This is a genomic window from Chryseobacterium sp. (assembly GCF_045629545.1).
In the GTDB taxonomy this organism is placed as follows: Bacteria; Bacteroidota; Bacteroidia; order Flavobacteriales; family Weeksellaceae; genus Chryseobacterium.
The window spans coordinates 25,677-42,936 of the sequence record NZ_JAZQRK010000015.1; the positions used below are offsets into that span (position 1 = coordinate 25,677).

A 17,260-nucleotide genomic window follows, 5' to 3' on the forward strand; every position below is an offset into this window, starting at 1 on the left:
TTTTTTTTTGTTTATATAATCTAAAGAATGAACATCTCTATTTTTAAAAAATATTGAAGTTGATAATTGCAAATATTAAAATTATATTTGTGGTTGAAAAAAAACACATGATGCTTGTATCTCAAAACAAAAATATCCCTCTATATGCTGCTATATTAGCCATAATTTCCAAACTCTATTTTTTGCTGACTCATCACATTCAAGAAGATGCATTTATTACATGGAGAGTAGCACAAAACTTAATGGATTATGGAATAATAGGTTTCAATGGTGAAACAAAGATATCAGCATCTACTACGCATCTTTATGTATTTATTTCGTACTTCTTTAATTTGATTTTTGGTAAAGAAAATTTTATAGAGCCAATACTTATTTTTAATACCATTTTATTCACCATTGGAAGCGTACTTTTATCTCATTTAGTACTTAAAAATCCTTGGCATAAGGCTTTATTTATCTTTTTATTTGGCTTATTGCCGCCATCAATTAAGATTTCAATTTTAGGAATGGAATATGGAATATTGTTCTTTTTGGAGATGGCTTTGTTGTATTATGGTTTCAAAAAAGAGATAAAATGGACGCTGCTTATTCTTCCTATTTTAATATTATTTACAAGAATTGATACTGTAATATTTTTGGGTATTGTATTTTTAGTTGATACTATTTGGAACAAAAAAATAAGATGGGACTATGTTCTTGGAGGCGTATTAGGTGTTTCTACAGCCGTAGCATTCAATTGGTTTTACTTTGGCGAATTGGTAAATAATACCATTGTAGCGAAGAAGGTAACTTATGATAACAACTATACATTCGAACAGAATTTACAATATTTCAACCTCAACTATGGTAACTTTTGGGGAATGCTAAAAATACCTGCAGACTTCAATCCAATTACAATTTTTGTTGCAATTTTCGAGCTTTTATGTTTTATTTATTTACTAAAACAAAGGCAAAGAAGAAACTATTTTCTTTGGATAATCTTCTTGTTTGCATGGGCAAAACAGATTATTTTCCTATCACAAAAAAGCTTATTCGATTGGTATTATTGGGTGCCACAGATCTTATTATTTGTGCCAGTTTTAGTATTTGTAATAGAGCAAAAAGTAAAGAGAAATTGGTGGCTTGCAGCACTTATAGTATTCTATGTTTTGCCAATGTTGGCTTTCCAAACGGTACATTCTATAGCCACAGGAAATGGCGAATGGAACTATAGACGATCTATTGGTTTGTATTTGGATGCTTATGAAAAGGATAAAAAACAATGGATTTTACTAGAACCTGCAGGGTATATTCCTTATTTTTCTGGATTAAAAACCATAGATGAAGTAGGTTTGGTGGACAAGCAAGTACAAAGTGAAATTGCGAAAGACAAACCAAATTACTGGGTAAATACCGTTAAAAACAGAAAGCCAAAATATTTACTTTCCTATAAAGATTTGTTTGCAGGAAAAAATGCAGAGTATTACCAAACACACTACAAACTACTTCAAGAATTCCGTGTGAAAGATCATTTGAAAAGTGACTATCCCATTTTGGAGAAAATATATCATTTGAAACCTTCTGGAAGTGACTACAATTTGTATGTGAAAATAAAATAAAAAAATATACCTTATAAGATAAATTACTTATAAGGTATATTTTTGCTCTAAAACGAACATTTTAATAATTCAAAAACTCTAAAATCATGAAATATTGTGCATTTCTCCGAGGCGTAAATGTAAAGGGAACTTCAATGAAAATGGCAGAAGTTTGTTTAGTTTTTGAAAAGCTGGGTTTGCTGCAAGTGAGTTCGGTTTTGGCTACGGGAAATATTATTTTTTCTTCTGATTTAAATGACGAATTTTTAAAACAACATATTGAAAAAGCAATGTCTGAAAATTTCAACTATGAATGCTTTTTATTCTTGAAAAATGAAAAAGAAGTTGATTCTATCTGTAGAAACAATCCGTTTTTAGAAGACAAAAATTATCATACCTATGTCATAGTTGCAAATGGTAGTATAGAAAATACGCTTTGGGATGAGTTTAATAAATCTGAAAATACTAGGGACGAAGACGCTAAGATTGTGAATGATGTTCTTTATTGGAAAGTAAAGAAAGGAAATACATTAGACTCTCAATTTGGAAAAATTTTAGCCAAAAAGAAATTCAAAGATCAATTCACGAGTAGAAATTTCAATACAATTGAAAAGGTATTTACGAAGATTAGGTAATGAACGTCATAGATTGTTTTTAATCTATTTTTATCTCCGAAAGCTGGGATATTGTTTTATTTTGTAAAAGTTTATAAGTATTTTTACTGAACTTTTTTAATTCAAATAAAATGATTCAGTATTTAGATAATATTCAACACAAAGATTCAAAAAATTTCTTCCTTATCGCAGGTCCATGCATTATAGAAGGTGAAGATATGGCATTGAGAATTGCCGAAAAAGTTTTGGAACTTACTAATAAATACAATATTCCGTATATTTTCAAAGGAAGTTTCAAAAAAGCAAATAGAAGTAGAGTAGATTCCTTCACCACTATTGGAGAGGAAAAATCTCTAGAAATTTTAAGAAAAGTAGGAGAAACATTTAATATTCCTACAACAACAGACATTCATGAAAATGAACATGCAGCATTGGCGGCTCAGTATGTAGATGTTTTGCAAATCCCAGCCTTTTTAGTTCGTCAGACAGATTTACTTATTGCAGCAGCTAAAACAGGCAAGTGCGTTTCTTTGAAGAAAGGTCAGTTTTTGTCTCCAGAATCTATGAAATTTGCCGTACAAAAAGTAACAGATTCTAACAATCCGAAAGTTGCAATTATAGAAAGAGGAAATTCTTTCGGATACACAGACCTTATCGTAGATTACAGAGGTATTCCTACGATGAGAGAATATGCTCCAGTCATTTTGGATGTAACGCATTCTCTACAACAGCCCAACCAAAGTTCGGGTGTTACTGGAGGCAGACCAGATCTTATAGAAACTGTGGCAAAGGCAGGAATTGCTGTAGGTGCAGATGGTATTTTTATAGAAACGCATCCTACACCAGAAACCGCTTTATCTGATGGGGCAAATATGCTAAGATTGGATTTATTAGAAGATTTGTTACAAAAATTAACAAGAGTAAGAGAATCTATATTGTAATTGTTAAAAAATCGTTATTTTTAGAATTCTAAATTCAAACTTTTGAAAAAACTAGTTTTACCACTGAGCCTTATGGTTCCCATGTTAGTATTTTCTCAAACAAAAAAAAGAGATACAACCAGAACAACATATATTGAGGAAGTCATTTTCCAGAAAAAAGGAACAGGGAAAACCACTGATCTTACCAATGTGAAAATTTCGGCAAAAGATGCTAAAAACGTTGCCAGTATTTCTGGAGGCATAGAAGGAATAATTAAAACCTTACCTTCCGTAAACTCCAATACCGAGCTTTCTTCACAATATATGGTGCGCGGTGGTAACTATGACGAAAATCTTATCTACATTAACGATATAGAAATATACAGACCTTTCTTGATAAGAAATTCTCAGCAGGAAGGTCTTTCTATTATTAATCCTGATATGGTTTCTACGGTTAATTTTTCGGCAGGAGGTTTTGAAGCCAAATATGGAGATAAAATGTCTTCGGCGCTTAATATTTATTATCGTGAGCCTGAAAAAACGGAGGTTTCTGGAGAAGCAAGTTTAGTTGGAGGAAGATTAACAGCTGGTTTAGCTTCTAAGAATCAAAAACTTACTGCTTTATTTTCGGGTAGATACCGAAATACCAATTTGGTGCTGAATACACTCAATGAAGACACAGACTTCAACCCTACTTATTACGATTTTCAAACGTATCTCAATTATCATATCTCTCCCAAATTCAACTTGTCTTTTATAGGATATTATTCTAAAAATGAGTACGAAATGATTCCAAAGGAGAGAAGTGTAAACTTTGGCTCTTTGCAAAGACCTATTAATCTTAATGTTTTCTATTCTGGGAAAGAAGATGATAGCTATAAGAATATGATGGGTACAGTCTCAATGAATTATAAACCGTCTGATCACTGGAAATTTACACTTGATGCATTCGCTTATCAAAATAGAGAAAAAGAATATTATACTGTTTCTTCTAGCTACATTTTACAAACATTTGATCCAGTAACAGAAGCTCCTATAACCTCCTATGATGTAGGAGGACAAATAGAACACGCCAGGAACGACCTTTTTGTAAGAACGTATGGAACGCAGTTTAGAACAAAATTTTCTCCCAACGTAAATACCGATATTGAAGTGGGATTTAAATTTGAAAAAGAAAATCTAAGTGATCTTACCAACGAATGGAAACTAATAGATTCTTCGGGCTATAGCATTCCTCATAATGCAGCAGTTTTGGATCCTAGAAATCCTGGCGACCTCAAATTATACTACAGCATCAATGGTGCAAACAAAATAGAACCAACCAGATTATCGGCGTATGCACAATATTCGCAAAAGTTTTTTTGGGGTGCAAGTAAAATCTTTGTAAATGCTGGTGCTAGAGTTTCGCACTGGAGTTTTAATAAAGAGACTTTATTTTCGCCAAGAGTACAATTTGCTATAAAACCAGATTGGAATACTGATATGCTTTTCAGGATTGCGGGTGGTGTGTATTATCAATCTCCTTTCTATAAAGAAATAAAAGACTTGGATGGTAATTTTAATTCTAATATAAAATCTCAACGATCTATACAAGCTATTATAGGAAACGATTTCGAGTTTGAATTTGAAGATCGACCTTTCAAACTGACTACAGAGCTTTATTACAAGAAATTGGATAATCTAATTCCTTATTATATGGACAATGTAAGAATACGATATTCTGGTAAAAATAATGCTACAGGTTACGCTTATGGTATCGATACGCGTTTGTTTGGAGAATTTGTACCCGGAATAGATTCTTGGTTGTCTGCAAGTTATGCTAGAGTTTTTGAAAACATAGACGATAAAGGAAATATCCCACGTCCTACAGATCAACGATTGAGATTTGCTATGTTCTACCAAGATTATATGCCTCGATTTCCTTCTATGCGTGTAAATCTTACATTAACGTATGCAATGGGATTACCAAACGGAGCACCTGTTTTCACAGATCCTTATCAGTATCAGAAAACTTTGCCTTCTTATAAAAGAGTAGATATTGGTTTGTCTAAAGTTTTTATTGATCGTAAAGACAATAAAAAAACTTACGGTTTTTGGGGTAATTTTGATGAATTGACATTAGGTGTACAAGTTTTCAATGCATTTAATATTAATAATACCGTATCCAACCAATGGATTTCTGATGCCAATACCAACTATATGTATCCAGTACCAGTACGTCTTACTGGGAGGTTTTTTAACGTGAAATTAGAATTTAAAATCAAGTAAATGTAAGTTTAAATCATTACTTAAATGAAAAAATATTTTTTAGCCTTCGTACTATTTGCAAGTATTACGGCAAATGCTCAATCTAAAGTGAATGCTAATTTTGGTAAATTGTATCAAAATTATATCTCAATAAAATCCTCATTGGTTGCCGATGACGCAAAAAAAACATCAATGGAAGCTACTCAATTCTTGAAGACGATAACGGCTATAAAATCGACATCGATTTCTGATAAAAGTAAAAAATCTCTAGAGTTGTCGGCAAAATCTATTTCTGCTGCAAAAAATATTGCAGAGCAAAGGAAATCATTTTATAAACTTTCAGATTTGATGATAGAAGTTGCCAACGAAAATTCGGTTTCAGATAAAACTATTTTTGTACAATTTTGTCCTATGGCAAAGGGAAGTTGGCTAAGTAACGAGAAGCAAATTGCAAATCCTTACTACGGGAAATCTATGCTTACCTGTGGTTCTGTGAAATCTGAAATTAAATAATTATTTAAAGTTTTTAAACTCAGTGAGCAAATTGTTTTGCTGATTAATAAATGCATTCAAACAGCTCAGCTGAACGGGGTGAGAATTTTGGTATTCTTCTAATTCGGGTGTGTTTTTCTGATTTTGAAAGCAAGATAGTCATCATTTATTTTTATTGAATTCTCGGAGATTTGTAATTTTAATTTTTCAAATTTCAGAATCCTTTCTTTGAATTTATTTTCGCTATTTTCACAAACTCAAGAGTTTCATTTTTAAGTAAAGAATCTTATATAAGCTACGTCTCAGCATTGGCTGTAGCATAATATGATTTATATTTATTGCTGGGTTTACTATCTGCATTACCAGCTTTTTCGGATTATGCTTGAAGTTAACTGATTTTTTGATCGAAGTTTTCTAATTTCTTATTTGTTTTTATTATTTCATTATATATTTGAACTCTCATATTTTCAAACCTTCCACCCATTTTACTTGTATAGTTATCGTTGGTATTTTCTACCGCATTTTTTAAAAATAAAGGTTTTGTATCGTTTTTATCTTTACAGGCGAATACCGTTAATCCACAAAGCAATAGAATTATTTTTTTCATTTTGTTCTTTATTGAATAAGTTGAATATCAGATTTTTTTGTTACAAAAATTTAGATAAAATATTACAATACTTTTTTTAAATGGTCTAAAGCTTGAATAATTAATTCATCACTTTTTGCAAAGCTGAACCTAATATAATTTGTAGTTTTTTTATTTTGATAGAATGCAGATAGAGGCAAACACGAAACCTTCTTTTCAACAGTAAGCCATTTAGAAAAATCTACATCAGAGAGATTTTTAGAATAAGACTCAAAATTTACCAATTGGTAAAATGACCCTTCTGTTTTTTTTTCTACCAGCAAAGGAGTATCTGAAAGCATTTCGCAAAATAAATCCCTTTTTTTTTGCATTTGCAGATTACTCACTGATGGATTAAATTCTTCCAAATACTTGGCAATAGCATATTGACATGGAGCATTGGAGCTGTAAGAAATATATTGTTGCTTGCTCCGAAATGCTTCCAACAACTGTTTTGTAGAGAGAAGGTAGCTCACTTTCCAACCCGTAGCATGAAACATTTTACCAAATGAAAATATGCTAAAAGTTCTTTTTTTGAGTTCAGGATGACAAAATGCACTGTAATGTTCTCGGTCATCATAACAATAAATATCATAAATTTCTTCTGAAATAATATAAATTTCTTGCTCCTTTATCAGTTCGTACAGAGTATTCCAATCTTTGGCACTCCACATTTTCCCTGTAGGATTTTGCGGCGAATTAATAATAATAGCTTTGGTTTTTTCTGTAATACAATTTTTGAGCAAATCCCAAAGAATAGTAAAATCATTATCAAGTTCGCAATAGATTGGTATCCCACCATTGATCACTATTGATGGAGCATAAGTGTAATAGCATGGCTGTATTACAATTACTTCATCTCCCAGATTAAGTATAGTCTGCAATGTGGTGTATAATGCAAAGGTAGAACAAGGCACAATATTCACTTCATCTTGAGTTAATAGAATTGGAAAATATCTAGCAGCATTGTACTTTATGATGTTGTCAATCAGTAATATATTTCCAGCTAAGGATTCGTAAGAATGGGTATTTTGATCTACTGCTTCCTTCAAAAAATATTTGAGACGGCTGTCAATATCAAAGTTGGGGAGACCCAATGCTAGATCATAACTTTGGTGTAAAGTTGCCAATGCCGACATCTCCGTGAAATATGAATAGTTATGAAATTGATATTTATTTTGCATCTTATTTATCAAATATAAAGATAGAAAAGCATTTGCATTACATTTATTTTCATTATTTTTAGAGAAATAATTTAGGAATGAAAAAATTTCTTTTGCCCTTAGTGGTGCTCGCCATGCTGAGTAGTTGTGAGACGACGAAAGTAGTTACAAAATCGAATTCTAACGATGTTAATACCAATTCTACCAACGTGGATAAAGGTTTCATAGCCGCCTATAATTCTATTCGACTAGAAAGCCTTAAAAAAAATCTCTATGTCATTGCTTCAGATGAAATGGGAGGCAGAGATACAGGAAGCCCTGGCCAGAAAAAGGCTGGAGAATATATGATCAATTTTTACAAAAATATTGGTGTTTCTTATCCAAGGGCTCTTGGTTCATACTATCAAAAAGTTCCTTCAGATTTTATGAAAAAAAGAGGCGGTGGAAATCTACCTGATTCTGAAAATATTTTAGCTTTTATAGAAGGTTCAGAAAAGCCAGAAGAAATTATTGTTATCTCTGGTCACTATGATCATGTAGGTACAAAAAATGGCGTAGTATACAATGGGGCAGATGATGATGGAAGTGGAACGGTAGCAGTAATGGAAATTGCAAAAGCCTTCCAAAACGCTAAAAAAGCAGGCAATGGTCCTAAACGATCTATATTATTTCTTCATGTAACGGGCGAAGAACATGGTTTATTCGGATCCGATTATTATACTAGTAATCCTGTATTTCCTTTGGCAAATACGGTTGTAGATCTTAATATCGATATGATAGGTAGAGATGATGCAGTAAACAGAGGAAAGCAATATGTCTATGTAATTGGATCTGAAATGCTAAGTTCGGAGCTTAAAGTCATCAACGAAGGTGCAAACAAAAAAACAGTTAATCTAGAACTTAATTATAAATATGACGATCCGAATGATCCTGATAAATTATACTACAGATCGGATCATTATAACTTTGCTAAAAACAATGTTCCTGTGGCATTTTTCTTCGACGGTATCCATGAAGATTATCACAAACCATCTGATAAACCAGAAAAAATAGACTACCCATTGTTACAAAAAAGAACGCAATTGGTTTTTGCTACTGCTTGGGAAATTGCCAACCGTGAGGCAAGAATTGCTGTGGACAAGAAATAGTAGATTTCCTTTGTTCATAGAAATAATGTATTGATTAACAATAAATTAGATGATTTAATAGATTAAATAATAATAGTATAATTTAAGTTAAAAGTGAGTTATTTATGGATAACTCGCTTTTATTTTTGTCTTTATATAGTTTTTGCTTTCTCATTGGATGTTAAAATTTTCTTTACTTCCTCCTCGTCTTCTTTTTCAAAATCGGAATATTATTCTTCATTTTAATTTATATATTCTTTGAGAAATTTTCCAACTTCAACTTTAAAAGTATCGATGGACCCGTATATTTTCTACGCCTCAACTAGATTTCTGGAGGTTATTGGGAGACTCACTTATATTGAAGATTGTGTAAGAGTTTTTTTAAGTGGAGGAAAATTTTTAAAGAAATAGATAATAGAATCTTTAGATCTTACGTCGGTTTTCACATAGTTTTTTGCTACCTCTTTTGTTCCTTGATTGATGGTGTCTTTAAAGAAATGAGTCGCTACAGAAAATACTTCTACACCATTTCCTATACTTGTTCCCGAAATTTTCAAACGTTTTTATAAGCTATAAAGCCTATTTTTTTTTACTTCATAATCATTAGTTTTCAGCCTTCAAAATAAAAGATTATGGAATAATGAAGAAGTTTTTCTTCGCTAATATCTGTAAGTTTTTAATTATTAATTGTCTTGGAGTTTTATATCTAATTTAAAAGATTTTTTTTTTGAAATTGATAGGAATATGTTATTTTTAAATTTATTTTAAAGGAATTCACTTCAATGCACACAAAAGCACAGCCAATAAAAGCTGCGCTGAATTAAAATATAAGTTGATTTTACTTTTTTGCTTGACTCAGCTTTTCTGCCATATATTTTGCTGTATGCGAAACTTTATTTTTTGCTAAATCTTCTGGTGTACCTGCAAATACCACTTCTCCGCCGTATTTTCCAGCTTCTGGTCCAATATCAATAATGTAATCCGCCGTCTTCATAATATCGGGCTGATGCTCGATAACAATCACCGAATGTCCAAGTTCAATGAGGGCTTGCAAGGAAACCAATAATTTTTGGATGTCATGAAAATGTAGGCCTGTAGAAGGCTCATCAAAAATAAATAACGTCTTATCTGTTTTTACGCCTTTTACCAAGAAAGAAGCCAATTTTATACGTTGCGCTTCACCACCAGAAAGTGTAGAAGAGCTTTGTCCCAACTGCAAATAGCCAAGACCAACGTCTTGTAATGGCTTAAGTTTGGTAACAATTTTTTCTTCTTTATTTTCTTTAAAAAAATCTAATGCCACATCTACGGTCATATGTAGAATGTCCGAAATGCTTTTTTCATCAAAACGAACTTCCAATATTTCAGATTTGAAACGAGAGCCTTTGCAATGTTCGCATTCCAATTCTATATCCGCCATAAATTGCATAGATACATTGATCACGCCTTCGCCTTTGCACTCGTCACAACGTCCTCCATCTACATTGAAAGAAAAGTGTTTGGGCCTATAACCCATCATTTTGGCCATCTTTTGCTTAGAAAACAATTCCCTAATGTCATCGTAAGCTTTCAGATAAGTAACAGGATTCGAACGAGAGGATTTTCCAATAGGATTTTGGTCTATCAACTCTATATTTTTTATCAGTTTGGTTGGAAACTCTACAGAATCGTAATCACCCTTTTTACCAGCCATTCCCAATTGAATTTGGATGTCGTTGGTAAGTATTTCTTTCATTAATGTTGATTTACCACTTCCTGAAACTCCAGAAACTACTACCAGACTTTCTAGTGGGATATCTACATCTATATTTTTAAGATTATTTTGTCTAGCTCCTTTTATGCGAATCCATTCTTTACCTTTTCTTCTTTTTTTCGGAATTTCAATTTCCAATCTTCCAGTAAGATACTTTGATGTAAGTGTATCTGCATCTTTTAGTTCATGATAATCTCCAGCAAAAACCAATTCGCCACCGAGATATCCCGCTTCTGGTCCTATATCTATAATATAATCAGCAGCTTTCATCACGTCTTCATCGTGTTCTACTACGATTACGGTATTACCCAGATCCCTGAGATTTATGAGTACTTCAATTAGGTTTTCTGTATCTCTAGAGTGCAAACCTATAGATGGTTCATCTAAAATATAAATAGAACCTACGAGCGAGCTTCCCAAGCTTGTTGCGAGATTTATTCTTTGGCTCTCTCCTCCAGACAGCGTATTAGAAGTTCTATTAATAGTAAGATATCCTAGACCTACTTTTAGCAAAAATTCTATACGCGTTGTGATTTCGTATAATAATCTTTTAGCAACTTCTTGATCGTGCTTAGAGAGTTTAAAGTTTTTAATTTTCGGTAGCAATTCGTCCAAAGGAAGTTCTATCATAGATTGGATATTGTGTCCATCTATTTTAACCCAAGAAGATTCTTCTCGCAACCTCAATCCTTCACATATAGGGCAAACAGTTTTGCCTCGAAATCTGGACAACATTACACGATACTGAATTTTGTAAAGATTTTCTTCAAGCATGACAAAAAAATTATTCAGAGAAGGGAAATTTTTGCTTCCATCACCTTTCCAAATCAGATTTTTCTGCTCCTTAGTAAGTTGGTGATAAGGTTTGTGGATTGGGAAATCTTTAGTTTTCTTGATGAAATCTTTTTTCCACTCGCTCATGGTTTCTCCTCGCCATGAGACAACAGCATCTTCAAAAATTGAAAGTGCCTTGTTGGGAACGACCAAATCCTCGTCTATACCCATTATCTTACCATATCCTTCACAAGTAGGACATGCACCATAGGGATTATTAAAGCTGAAAAAATGAACGTTTGGCTCTAAGAATTCTCTACCATCCAATTCAAATTTATTACTAAATTCTTTAGTGGTATTAGTTTCGATATCCTTTAGGTAGCAATATCCTTGTCCTTCGTAGAACGCCATTTGGATAGAGTCGGCAAGCCTCTGCAAGAAATTTTCATCCTCTTCATAGGCAAATCTATCGATCACAAGATTGATCAACAAATCCTTATCTGGTACAAAACCAAAACTTTCCAAATCTTCTATCCCTGCTACATTCCCACTAATTTCTAATCGGGTGAATCCTGCTAATTTTAGAACATTTAAGTTTTCTTGAAAATTATCTCTATCGTAAGTTAGCGGAGACATAAGCATGAAGATTGTATTTTTGCCTGCTGCTTTGATGTAATCTATGACGTCTGATACACTATCTTTTCTTACTTCTTCTCCAGATATCGGCGAATAGGTTTTACCAATTCGGGCAAACAATAACTTTATATAATCGTAGATTTCTGTAGAAGTTCCTACAGTAGATCTCGGATTAGACGATATAACCTTTTGTTGGATGGCAATAGATGGTGCCAAACCTTTAATGTCGTCTACTTTTGGCTTTTCTAGTTTGCCCAGAAATTGCCTTGCATAAGAACTTAGACTTTCTACATAGCGTCTTTGTCCTTCGGCGTAAATGGTATCAAATGCTAAAGAAGATTTTCCACTCCCCGAAACTCCTGTGATCACTATCAATTTGTTCTTCGGAAGCAATACATCAATGTGTTTCAGATTGTTAAGATGCGCGTTTTTTACAAAAATCTGGCTTTTTATATCTATTTTTATCGTTGGTGTCATAGTAAAATTGAGACCTCAAAATTACGAAATTTTAGGCTAAAAAAGTAACGATTTTTAATCTAAAATATTTTGATCATGAGTCAAAGATATTCATACAATCAAGCTAAATTAGATGTAGAATATTTACATTTTCTAGACATCAGTATCATGAAATGGACTTTTTTTAGTTTATGCTTAAGATAATAAATCCATATCCTAATGTTTTCTTGTTTTTTGAAAAATATTTTGCTAAACTTGCAGTATAAATAGGTAATGATATGAAAACATTTTGGAAACATTTTATTACACATTTAATGAAAAAAAGATGAAGTAACATTGTTATACTTCCCAAAAGACACATTTTTTTTGTGTCTTTTTTATTGATAACACTCATATTTTTCATCTCTAAAACTCTTGTAATTTTAGCATACTATAGGCAGTATTTCATTCATTAAAAAACAAGGGTTAATTATGATAAGTAAATATTGGTGTACGATATTTTTTTCGCAAGTAGTACTTATTCAAGCTCAAGAAAATATTTCTAATATAGGCTCTGTAGCTATTCAAATTAAATTTTCGTATACTCCTTACAAAAATGCCAATCAAAATATTATGGTCGTTACCAAAAAAGACTTGTAAATTTTCCGTCAAAAAGTATTGACGATCGTACTTTAGCAAATTACGGGTATGAATATTAGAAAGAGACGTGGTAATGGCGTACAAAAGTGAGGTAAACTTCCGAATTAGTTTTTCAGAGCGGGTATTACCACATCTCAATGGTAAGATAATGAACGATTCTCAGACGGGATATAATTTTCTTCATTTAACAATAAATCTAGATAACGTAGAACGTTGCGGATTCATAAAAGGACCTGCATAAAGGAGATTTGGACATAATGCATATGCCGGCGCATCGATATAATAACAAATTCTCATCTCGGACAGAATATTAATTTTGAGGTAGGAGACTACTTTTCATATGGTATAGGATTGCATGCAGATTTTGGGAATGATCAATTATCTCAATCTTTTCAAACTAATATTTCCGCATCAGAAGGGTAGAGATACAACACAGATTTTCAAATTAGAAAAGACTTTTATCAAAGCCAATTTTCTATTAAAAAAGGGAGTACAAATCTGCAATCTGGTATTTTCGAAAAGAAATTCGATGCCAATTGTTTTTTATTCTTATCCCAATGCAATAGATCAGTACTAAGAATTGCAGGCTTCCATAGTAAGTATAGCGCATCAGCAGTTTAATCTTAATATGTATTGGCTAAGAGGGTAAGATATGTATTTATGCAAGAGAGAAAAGCCTGACATCTATAGAAATATGTATATTGGGAATAATGTAGGTGGAGAAATAACAACAGTTATTTTTCTAACTGGGCAGTCACTGGGCTGGGTGTACACTCAGGAGAGATTTTATGACTAATACGAATTTGGGCGATAGAGAACGGTTTGTATCATAACTATTCTTTGCACATAATTTGAATATTTTCTATAAGACAATAATCATTACACCAGATATTTCTTGGGCTAAATATTCTAATGCAGGATATTTTTTCTATCCTGATTTGACTATTGGGGGACCTCATAAAATATACGGTAACAGATCGAAGGTTTATCGTGTTCATACATTTGCTGATCTATATTATAGCAGTATAACAGAACAAGGCAATGAAAATTTGCAACCCGAAAATGCAATTTCTTAGGAATTAGGATATCAATTTAAAAATAATAGCTGGCATGAAAAACACAGCGGGTTTTTTCTAACTTCTAAAAATTCTATAGATTGGATGAAGCTTTTATTGGATGATTCTATATGGTATGAAAAAGTATAGGAATTATAGAAGTAAAAGGAGTAGAAGTTGAAATATCGCATAACGCAAAAAATCGGCTGAAATATACTTTGTGATATTCTTATCTGGACAATCTTGTTAACAATAATAACAACCAAGTTTCTAGGTATGTATTAGATGATAGTAAGCATCAATTTGTAGGGTAGGTTCATATTCAATTTATTCAAAATTTTACCAATGGATTGGTATACTAATTCATTGAAAAGACTAAACTTAGGCAGTTAATATGTGGTTGAGAAAAAATATCTTACAAAGCAAATTTTTTTTCTATACATACTTTGATTAATAATTTGACATATACTCAATTTGAAAAAACTTTAGAGATTCCTAAGACGAAAAGATGGTTTCTTATTGGCATCAACTACAATGTTAATGTTAAGTAAACTTAATATTGCCTAATTGTTAAATCTATTATTTTTGTCAAAATTTTTTCATGAAACTTATATTAGGTTTAAGCTTATTAGCAGGGATGATGGTAGTAAAAGCTCAAGAGCATATTTCGAGTTTTAATTCCCTTACACTTACTTATAAATTCCATCCTAAATTCTTTATCAATGTAGAGGGACAATTGAGGGGCATTGAGGATTATACATATCCAGATTACTATGAGGTCAAAGGAGGATTGGGATATTACCTCACATCAAATCACAAACCATTTATAGGTATTGGGAGATATGCTACTTATAAAGATCACAGTATTAGCAAAGAAGAATTTCGTGTTTGGATACAAGATGTTATAGATTTTAAAAAAGGAATAGTAAAATTTGAAAATCGTTTTAGGGTAGAAAAATCTTGGTTTCATGATCCTCAAAACAATGAAGACTCTCAAAGAATGCGATATCGATACCGATTGAATATCACTGTGCCTCTAAATGCGAAAAGTGTAGAACCGGGTACTATATTTACTAATGTATATGACGAAGTTTTTTTTGTAAGCCCAATGAAACCCACATTTGCTAGAAATAGAGTATATGGTGGTTTGGGTTATCAAATAGATGATAATTTCGGTGTTGCAGGCGGCTATCTGTGGCAAAGAGAATTCGAAGCTAAAGGTAATAAAAATTTACATTTCGTTTATTTCGCACTCAATATAAATATTGATGGAACGAAAAATGAAACAAAAACATTTGATTTTCCTGGTGCCGATTAAATTGTAAAATATTCTTACAAGGTTGAAAAAATAATTTTAGTATTTTTCTGATAAGTAGCGATAGGCTTTAAGGTATTTGTTGAATCTTGTGATGTCTTTTGGGGAGAGCTCTCTATTAACACGTCTTATATCCATATTATCACGAAGATCATTCAATTTTACAGCAACTGCCAATGGAGATCTTTCTGTTCGTTTTACGAAATCGTCATAATTCTCGTCTGGATTATATTTGGTAAGGCAACTGATTGCGTATAGAATATGTTCTGGGAATCCCTCACTTCTCAAGAATTCTAAGCTGAATTCTACTGGATGATCTTCTACTACATCATGCAAAACTCCAACAATTTTTTCGTCCATTGTTTTACCATATTCCATTACTCGCATTACGTGTGCGATATAGGGTGCGTGGTATTTATCTTTTTGTCCTTTGTGTGCCTTGTCAGCTATTTTTATTGCTTTGTACAAAAGCTCTTCCTTCGTCATAATAAGAATATATAGTACAAAAGTAAAAAAATGCCATTATATAATATGGCATTCTTACGTTTTATTTATTGTATGATTTTTAGTAATTCTCTTGTTCTACGGAAGAATCTCCAGCAATTCTTTTCATATATTCTATGCCAGATTGTAGACTTTGTTTCGTTTTAAAATAAGGACTTTTTCCAATTATTTCTCCACAATTGGATTTCAGGTAAAAATGAAATTGATCTGATGAATTGCTTTTAACTTCAAATTTGTTTTCATCCAAAGAACTGTTTTTTGCTGACTGTACAGCATTTTTACAGCAAATTGTAGAGGGGTATATTTCACTAGTTAGTATTGTTTCACCATATTTATCTTTAAAACTAAAAAGATATTCACCTTCTTTTCTTCTAGAAATAATAAATGTACTCATCGTTTGTATTGCGTGTTTGTGTGTTTTTTTTAGCGAATAACTATCTTCTCACATTATCTTTCTTAAGCTAATAACTATAGAAAATTTTCAAAAGTAACCTCAAATATTATAGTTGGGATTTGAACTACAGTATTCATTGCAGAATTTATTGATTAAGAATTTATACAGAAAATTCTTATTAGTTTAGACTTTAAAATTAAAATTTACGTAATCCGAAATATAATCGTGGATAGTAGAAAGTATCACAAAAGCTTCTATTTTGCAAGAAGCTTTTACGATATGTTTTTAAATTATTTAATACTATTTTGAAAATTAGAATAAAAGAGAGTATATTCTACTTTTAAGATAATCTGAAACATAATCATCGCATTTTAGCAATAATTTTTTTCTGTTTTTCAACTCAGAAATCAAATGCAAAATTTTGTCTTGTCTTTGGGATTCATTTATAGCATCCTTCAATTTATCAGCTTCTACTTCATCATAGAGCATAATGTATAGAGATTCTATCAATTCTCCAATTTTGTCTTCAGATAGATTGCCATTGTCTATAGATTGTAGAGCAATATCTAAAGAATCCCAATTAGAGACAAAAGGCTGATCATCCTGCTCGAGAAATACATAAGATTCTACGTCTTTCTTAACTAAAAATTGATTTTCAAGATTTAATAACTCACTTTTTGTGTTACTTTTGAATGATTTTGATGTGTTTTCCATAATTTTTTTGTGTTTTTTTAATTAAAATTGTCATTTGTTGAAGTGTGTTTTCGAAATAATTTGTAAACGCAATTTCAAATGCTATTACGTTATACCTTATAATCATTAAATTTATGAAAAAAATATATAATTGTATGTATTTTTACGGTAATAAATTTAAAAATAATTTTGCATAAAATAGGGTCTCCTTATCCTATGAGTGTCATTATTGATATTTTTGCTTCAAATAGTTTGCCACTAAACATGCTAAAATTA

General features: G+C 31.7%; 17 protein-coding genes. 10 read left to right on the forward strand and 7 right to left on the reverse strand.

Going from position 1 to position 17,260, the window contains the following annotated elements:
* Nucleotides 1–107 precede the first annotated feature (107 nt).
* The 5 genes from ACKI42_RS03455 (at nt 108) to ACKI42_RS03475 (ending at nt 5,871) form a co-directional block, all read left to right on the forward strand.
* Nucleotides 108–1,598: a hypothetical protein gene (locus tag ACKI42_RS03455; RefSeq protein WP_407402484.1), complete on the forward strand. Its 1,491-nt coding sequence runs from the start codon at nt 108–110 to the stop codon at nt 1,596–1,598.
* An 86-nt stretch (nt 1,599–1,684) separates the two neighbouring features.
* On the forward strand, nt 1,685–2,212 hold the full coding sequence (locus ACKI42_RS03460) for a DUF1697 domain-containing protein (RefSeq protein ID WP_407402486.1): 528 nt from the start codon (nt 1,685–1,687) through the stop codon (nt 2,210–2,212).
* Between the two features lie 110 nt (nt 2,213–2,322).
* A complete protein-coding gene (gene kdsA / locus ACKI42_RS03465) occupies nt 2,323–3,132 on the forward strand; it encodes a 3-deoxy-8-phosphooctulonate synthase (RefSeq protein WP_407402488.1) in 810 nt (269 codons plus the stop codon).
* Between the two features lie 42 nt (nt 3,133–3,174).
* Complete coding sequence (locus ACKI42_RS03470; RefSeq protein WP_407402490.1) at nt 3,175–5,379, forward strand: TonB-dependent receptor plug domain-containing protein; 2,205 nt, start codon at nt 3,175–3,177, stop codon at nt 5,377–5,379.
* A gap of 24 nt (nt 5,380–5,403) precedes the next feature.
* Nucleotides 5,404–5,871 carry a DUF3347 domain-containing protein gene (locus tag ACKI42_RS03475; protein ID WP_407402492.1) on the forward strand — a complete coding sequence of 156 codons (468 nt, stop codon included), beginning with the start codon at nt 5,404–5,406 and terminating at the stop codon, nt 5,869–5,871.
* Between the two features lie 367 nt (nt 5,872–6,238).
* Here the strand turns inward: ACKI42_RS03475 and ACKI42_RS03480 are convergent, their stop codons facing one another.
* Both ACKI42_RS03480 and ACKI42_RS03485 read right to left on the reverse strand, forming a co-directional pair.
* Nucleotides 6,239–6,457, reverse strand: a complete 219-nt coding sequence (locus ACKI42_RS03480) for a hypothetical protein (protein ID WP_407402494.1) — start codon at nt 6,455–6,457, stop codon at nt 6,239–6,241.
* Nucleotides 6,458–6,519: 62 nt separating this feature from the next.
* A complete protein-coding gene (locus ACKI42_RS03485; RefSeq protein ID WP_407402496.1) occupies nt 6,520–7,659 on the reverse strand; it encodes an aminotransferase class I/II-fold pyridoxal phosphate-dependent enzyme in 1,140 nt (379 codons plus the stop codon).
* A gap of 77 nt (nt 7,660–7,736) precedes the next feature.
* Here ACKI42_RS03485 and ACKI42_RS03490 point away from each other — a divergent pair, with 77 nt between their 5' ends.
* Nucleotides 7,737–8,786: a M28 family metallopeptidase gene (locus ACKI42_RS03490; protein WP_407402498.1), complete on the forward strand. Its 1,050-nt coding sequence runs from the start codon at nt 7,737–7,739 to the stop codon at nt 8,784–8,786.
* Between the two features lie 332 nt (nt 8,787–9,118).
* On the opposite strand, the gene ACKI42_RS03495 is transcribed toward ACKI42_RS03490, so the two are convergent.
* Together ACKI42_RS03495 and uvrA are read right to left on the reverse strand one after the other, a co-directional pair.
* Nucleotides 9,119–9,322 (reverse strand): hypothetical protein, encoded by a 204-nt coding sequence (locus tag ACKI42_RS03495; RefSeq protein ID WP_407402500.1) that lies wholly within the window; start codon nt 9,320–9,322, stop codon nt 9,119–9,121.
* A gap of 281 nt (nt 9,323–9,603) precedes the next feature.
* Nucleotides 9,604–12,405, reverse strand: coding sequence for an excinuclease ABC subunit UvrA (gene uvrA / locus ACKI42_RS03500; RefSeq protein ID WP_407402502.1), 2,802 nt, complete (start codon nt 12,403–12,405; stop codon nt 9,604–9,606).
* A 450-nt stretch (nt 12,406–12,855) separates the two neighbouring features.
* Between uvrA and ACKI42_RS03505 the strand changes: the two genes are divergently transcribed.
* The 4 genes from ACKI42_RS03505 (at nt 12,856) to ACKI42_RS03520 (ending at nt 15,396) form a co-directional block, all read left to right on the forward strand.
* Nucleotides 12,856–13,023 (forward strand): hypothetical protein, encoded by a 168-nt coding sequence (locus ACKI42_RS03505; protein ID WP_407402504.1) that lies wholly within the window; start codon nt 12,856–12,858, stop codon nt 13,021–13,023.
* Between the two features lie 73 nt (nt 13,024–13,096).
* Nucleotides 13,097–13,264: a hypothetical protein gene (locus ACKI42_RS03510; protein ID WP_407402506.1), complete on the forward strand. Its 168-nt coding sequence runs from the start codon at nt 13,097–13,099 to the stop codon at nt 13,262–13,264.
* Between the two features lie 610 nt (nt 13,265–13,874).
* Nucleotides 13,875–14,099: a hypothetical protein gene (locus ACKI42_RS03515; RefSeq protein ID WP_407402508.1), complete on the forward strand. Its 225-nt coding sequence runs from the start codon at nt 13,875–13,877 to the stop codon at nt 14,097–14,099.
* Between the two features lie 580 nt (nt 14,100–14,679).
* The gene (locus tag ACKI42_RS03520) at nt 14,680–15,396 is read left to right on the forward strand and encodes a DUF2490 domain-containing protein (protein WP_407402510.1); all 717 of its coding nucleotides are present in this window, start codon (nt 14,680–14,682) and stop codon (nt 15,394–15,396) included.
* Between the two features lie 36 nt (nt 15,397–15,432).
* Here the strand turns inward: ACKI42_RS03520 and ACKI42_RS03525 are convergent, their stop codons facing one another.
* The 3 genes from ACKI42_RS03525 to ACKI42_RS03535 form a co-directional block, all read right to left on the reverse strand.
* On the reverse strand, nt 15,433–15,879 hold the full coding sequence (locus ACKI42_RS03525) for a phosphohydrolase (protein ID WP_407402512.1): 447 nt from the start codon (nt 15,877–15,879) through the stop codon (nt 15,433–15,435).
* Nucleotides 15,880–15,958: 79 nt separating this feature from the next.
* A complete protein-coding gene (locus ACKI42_RS03530) occupies nt 15,959–16,291 on the reverse strand; it encodes a YegP family protein (protein ID WP_407402514.1) in 333 nt (110 codons plus the stop codon).
* A 312-nt stretch (nt 16,292–16,603) separates the two neighbouring features.
* Nucleotides 16,604–17,005: a hypothetical protein gene (locus ACKI42_RS03535; RefSeq protein WP_407402516.1), complete on the reverse strand. Its 402-nt coding sequence runs from the start codon at nt 17,003–17,005 to the stop codon at nt 16,604–16,606.
* Between the last annotated feature and the right edge of the window lie 255 nt (nt 17,006–17,260).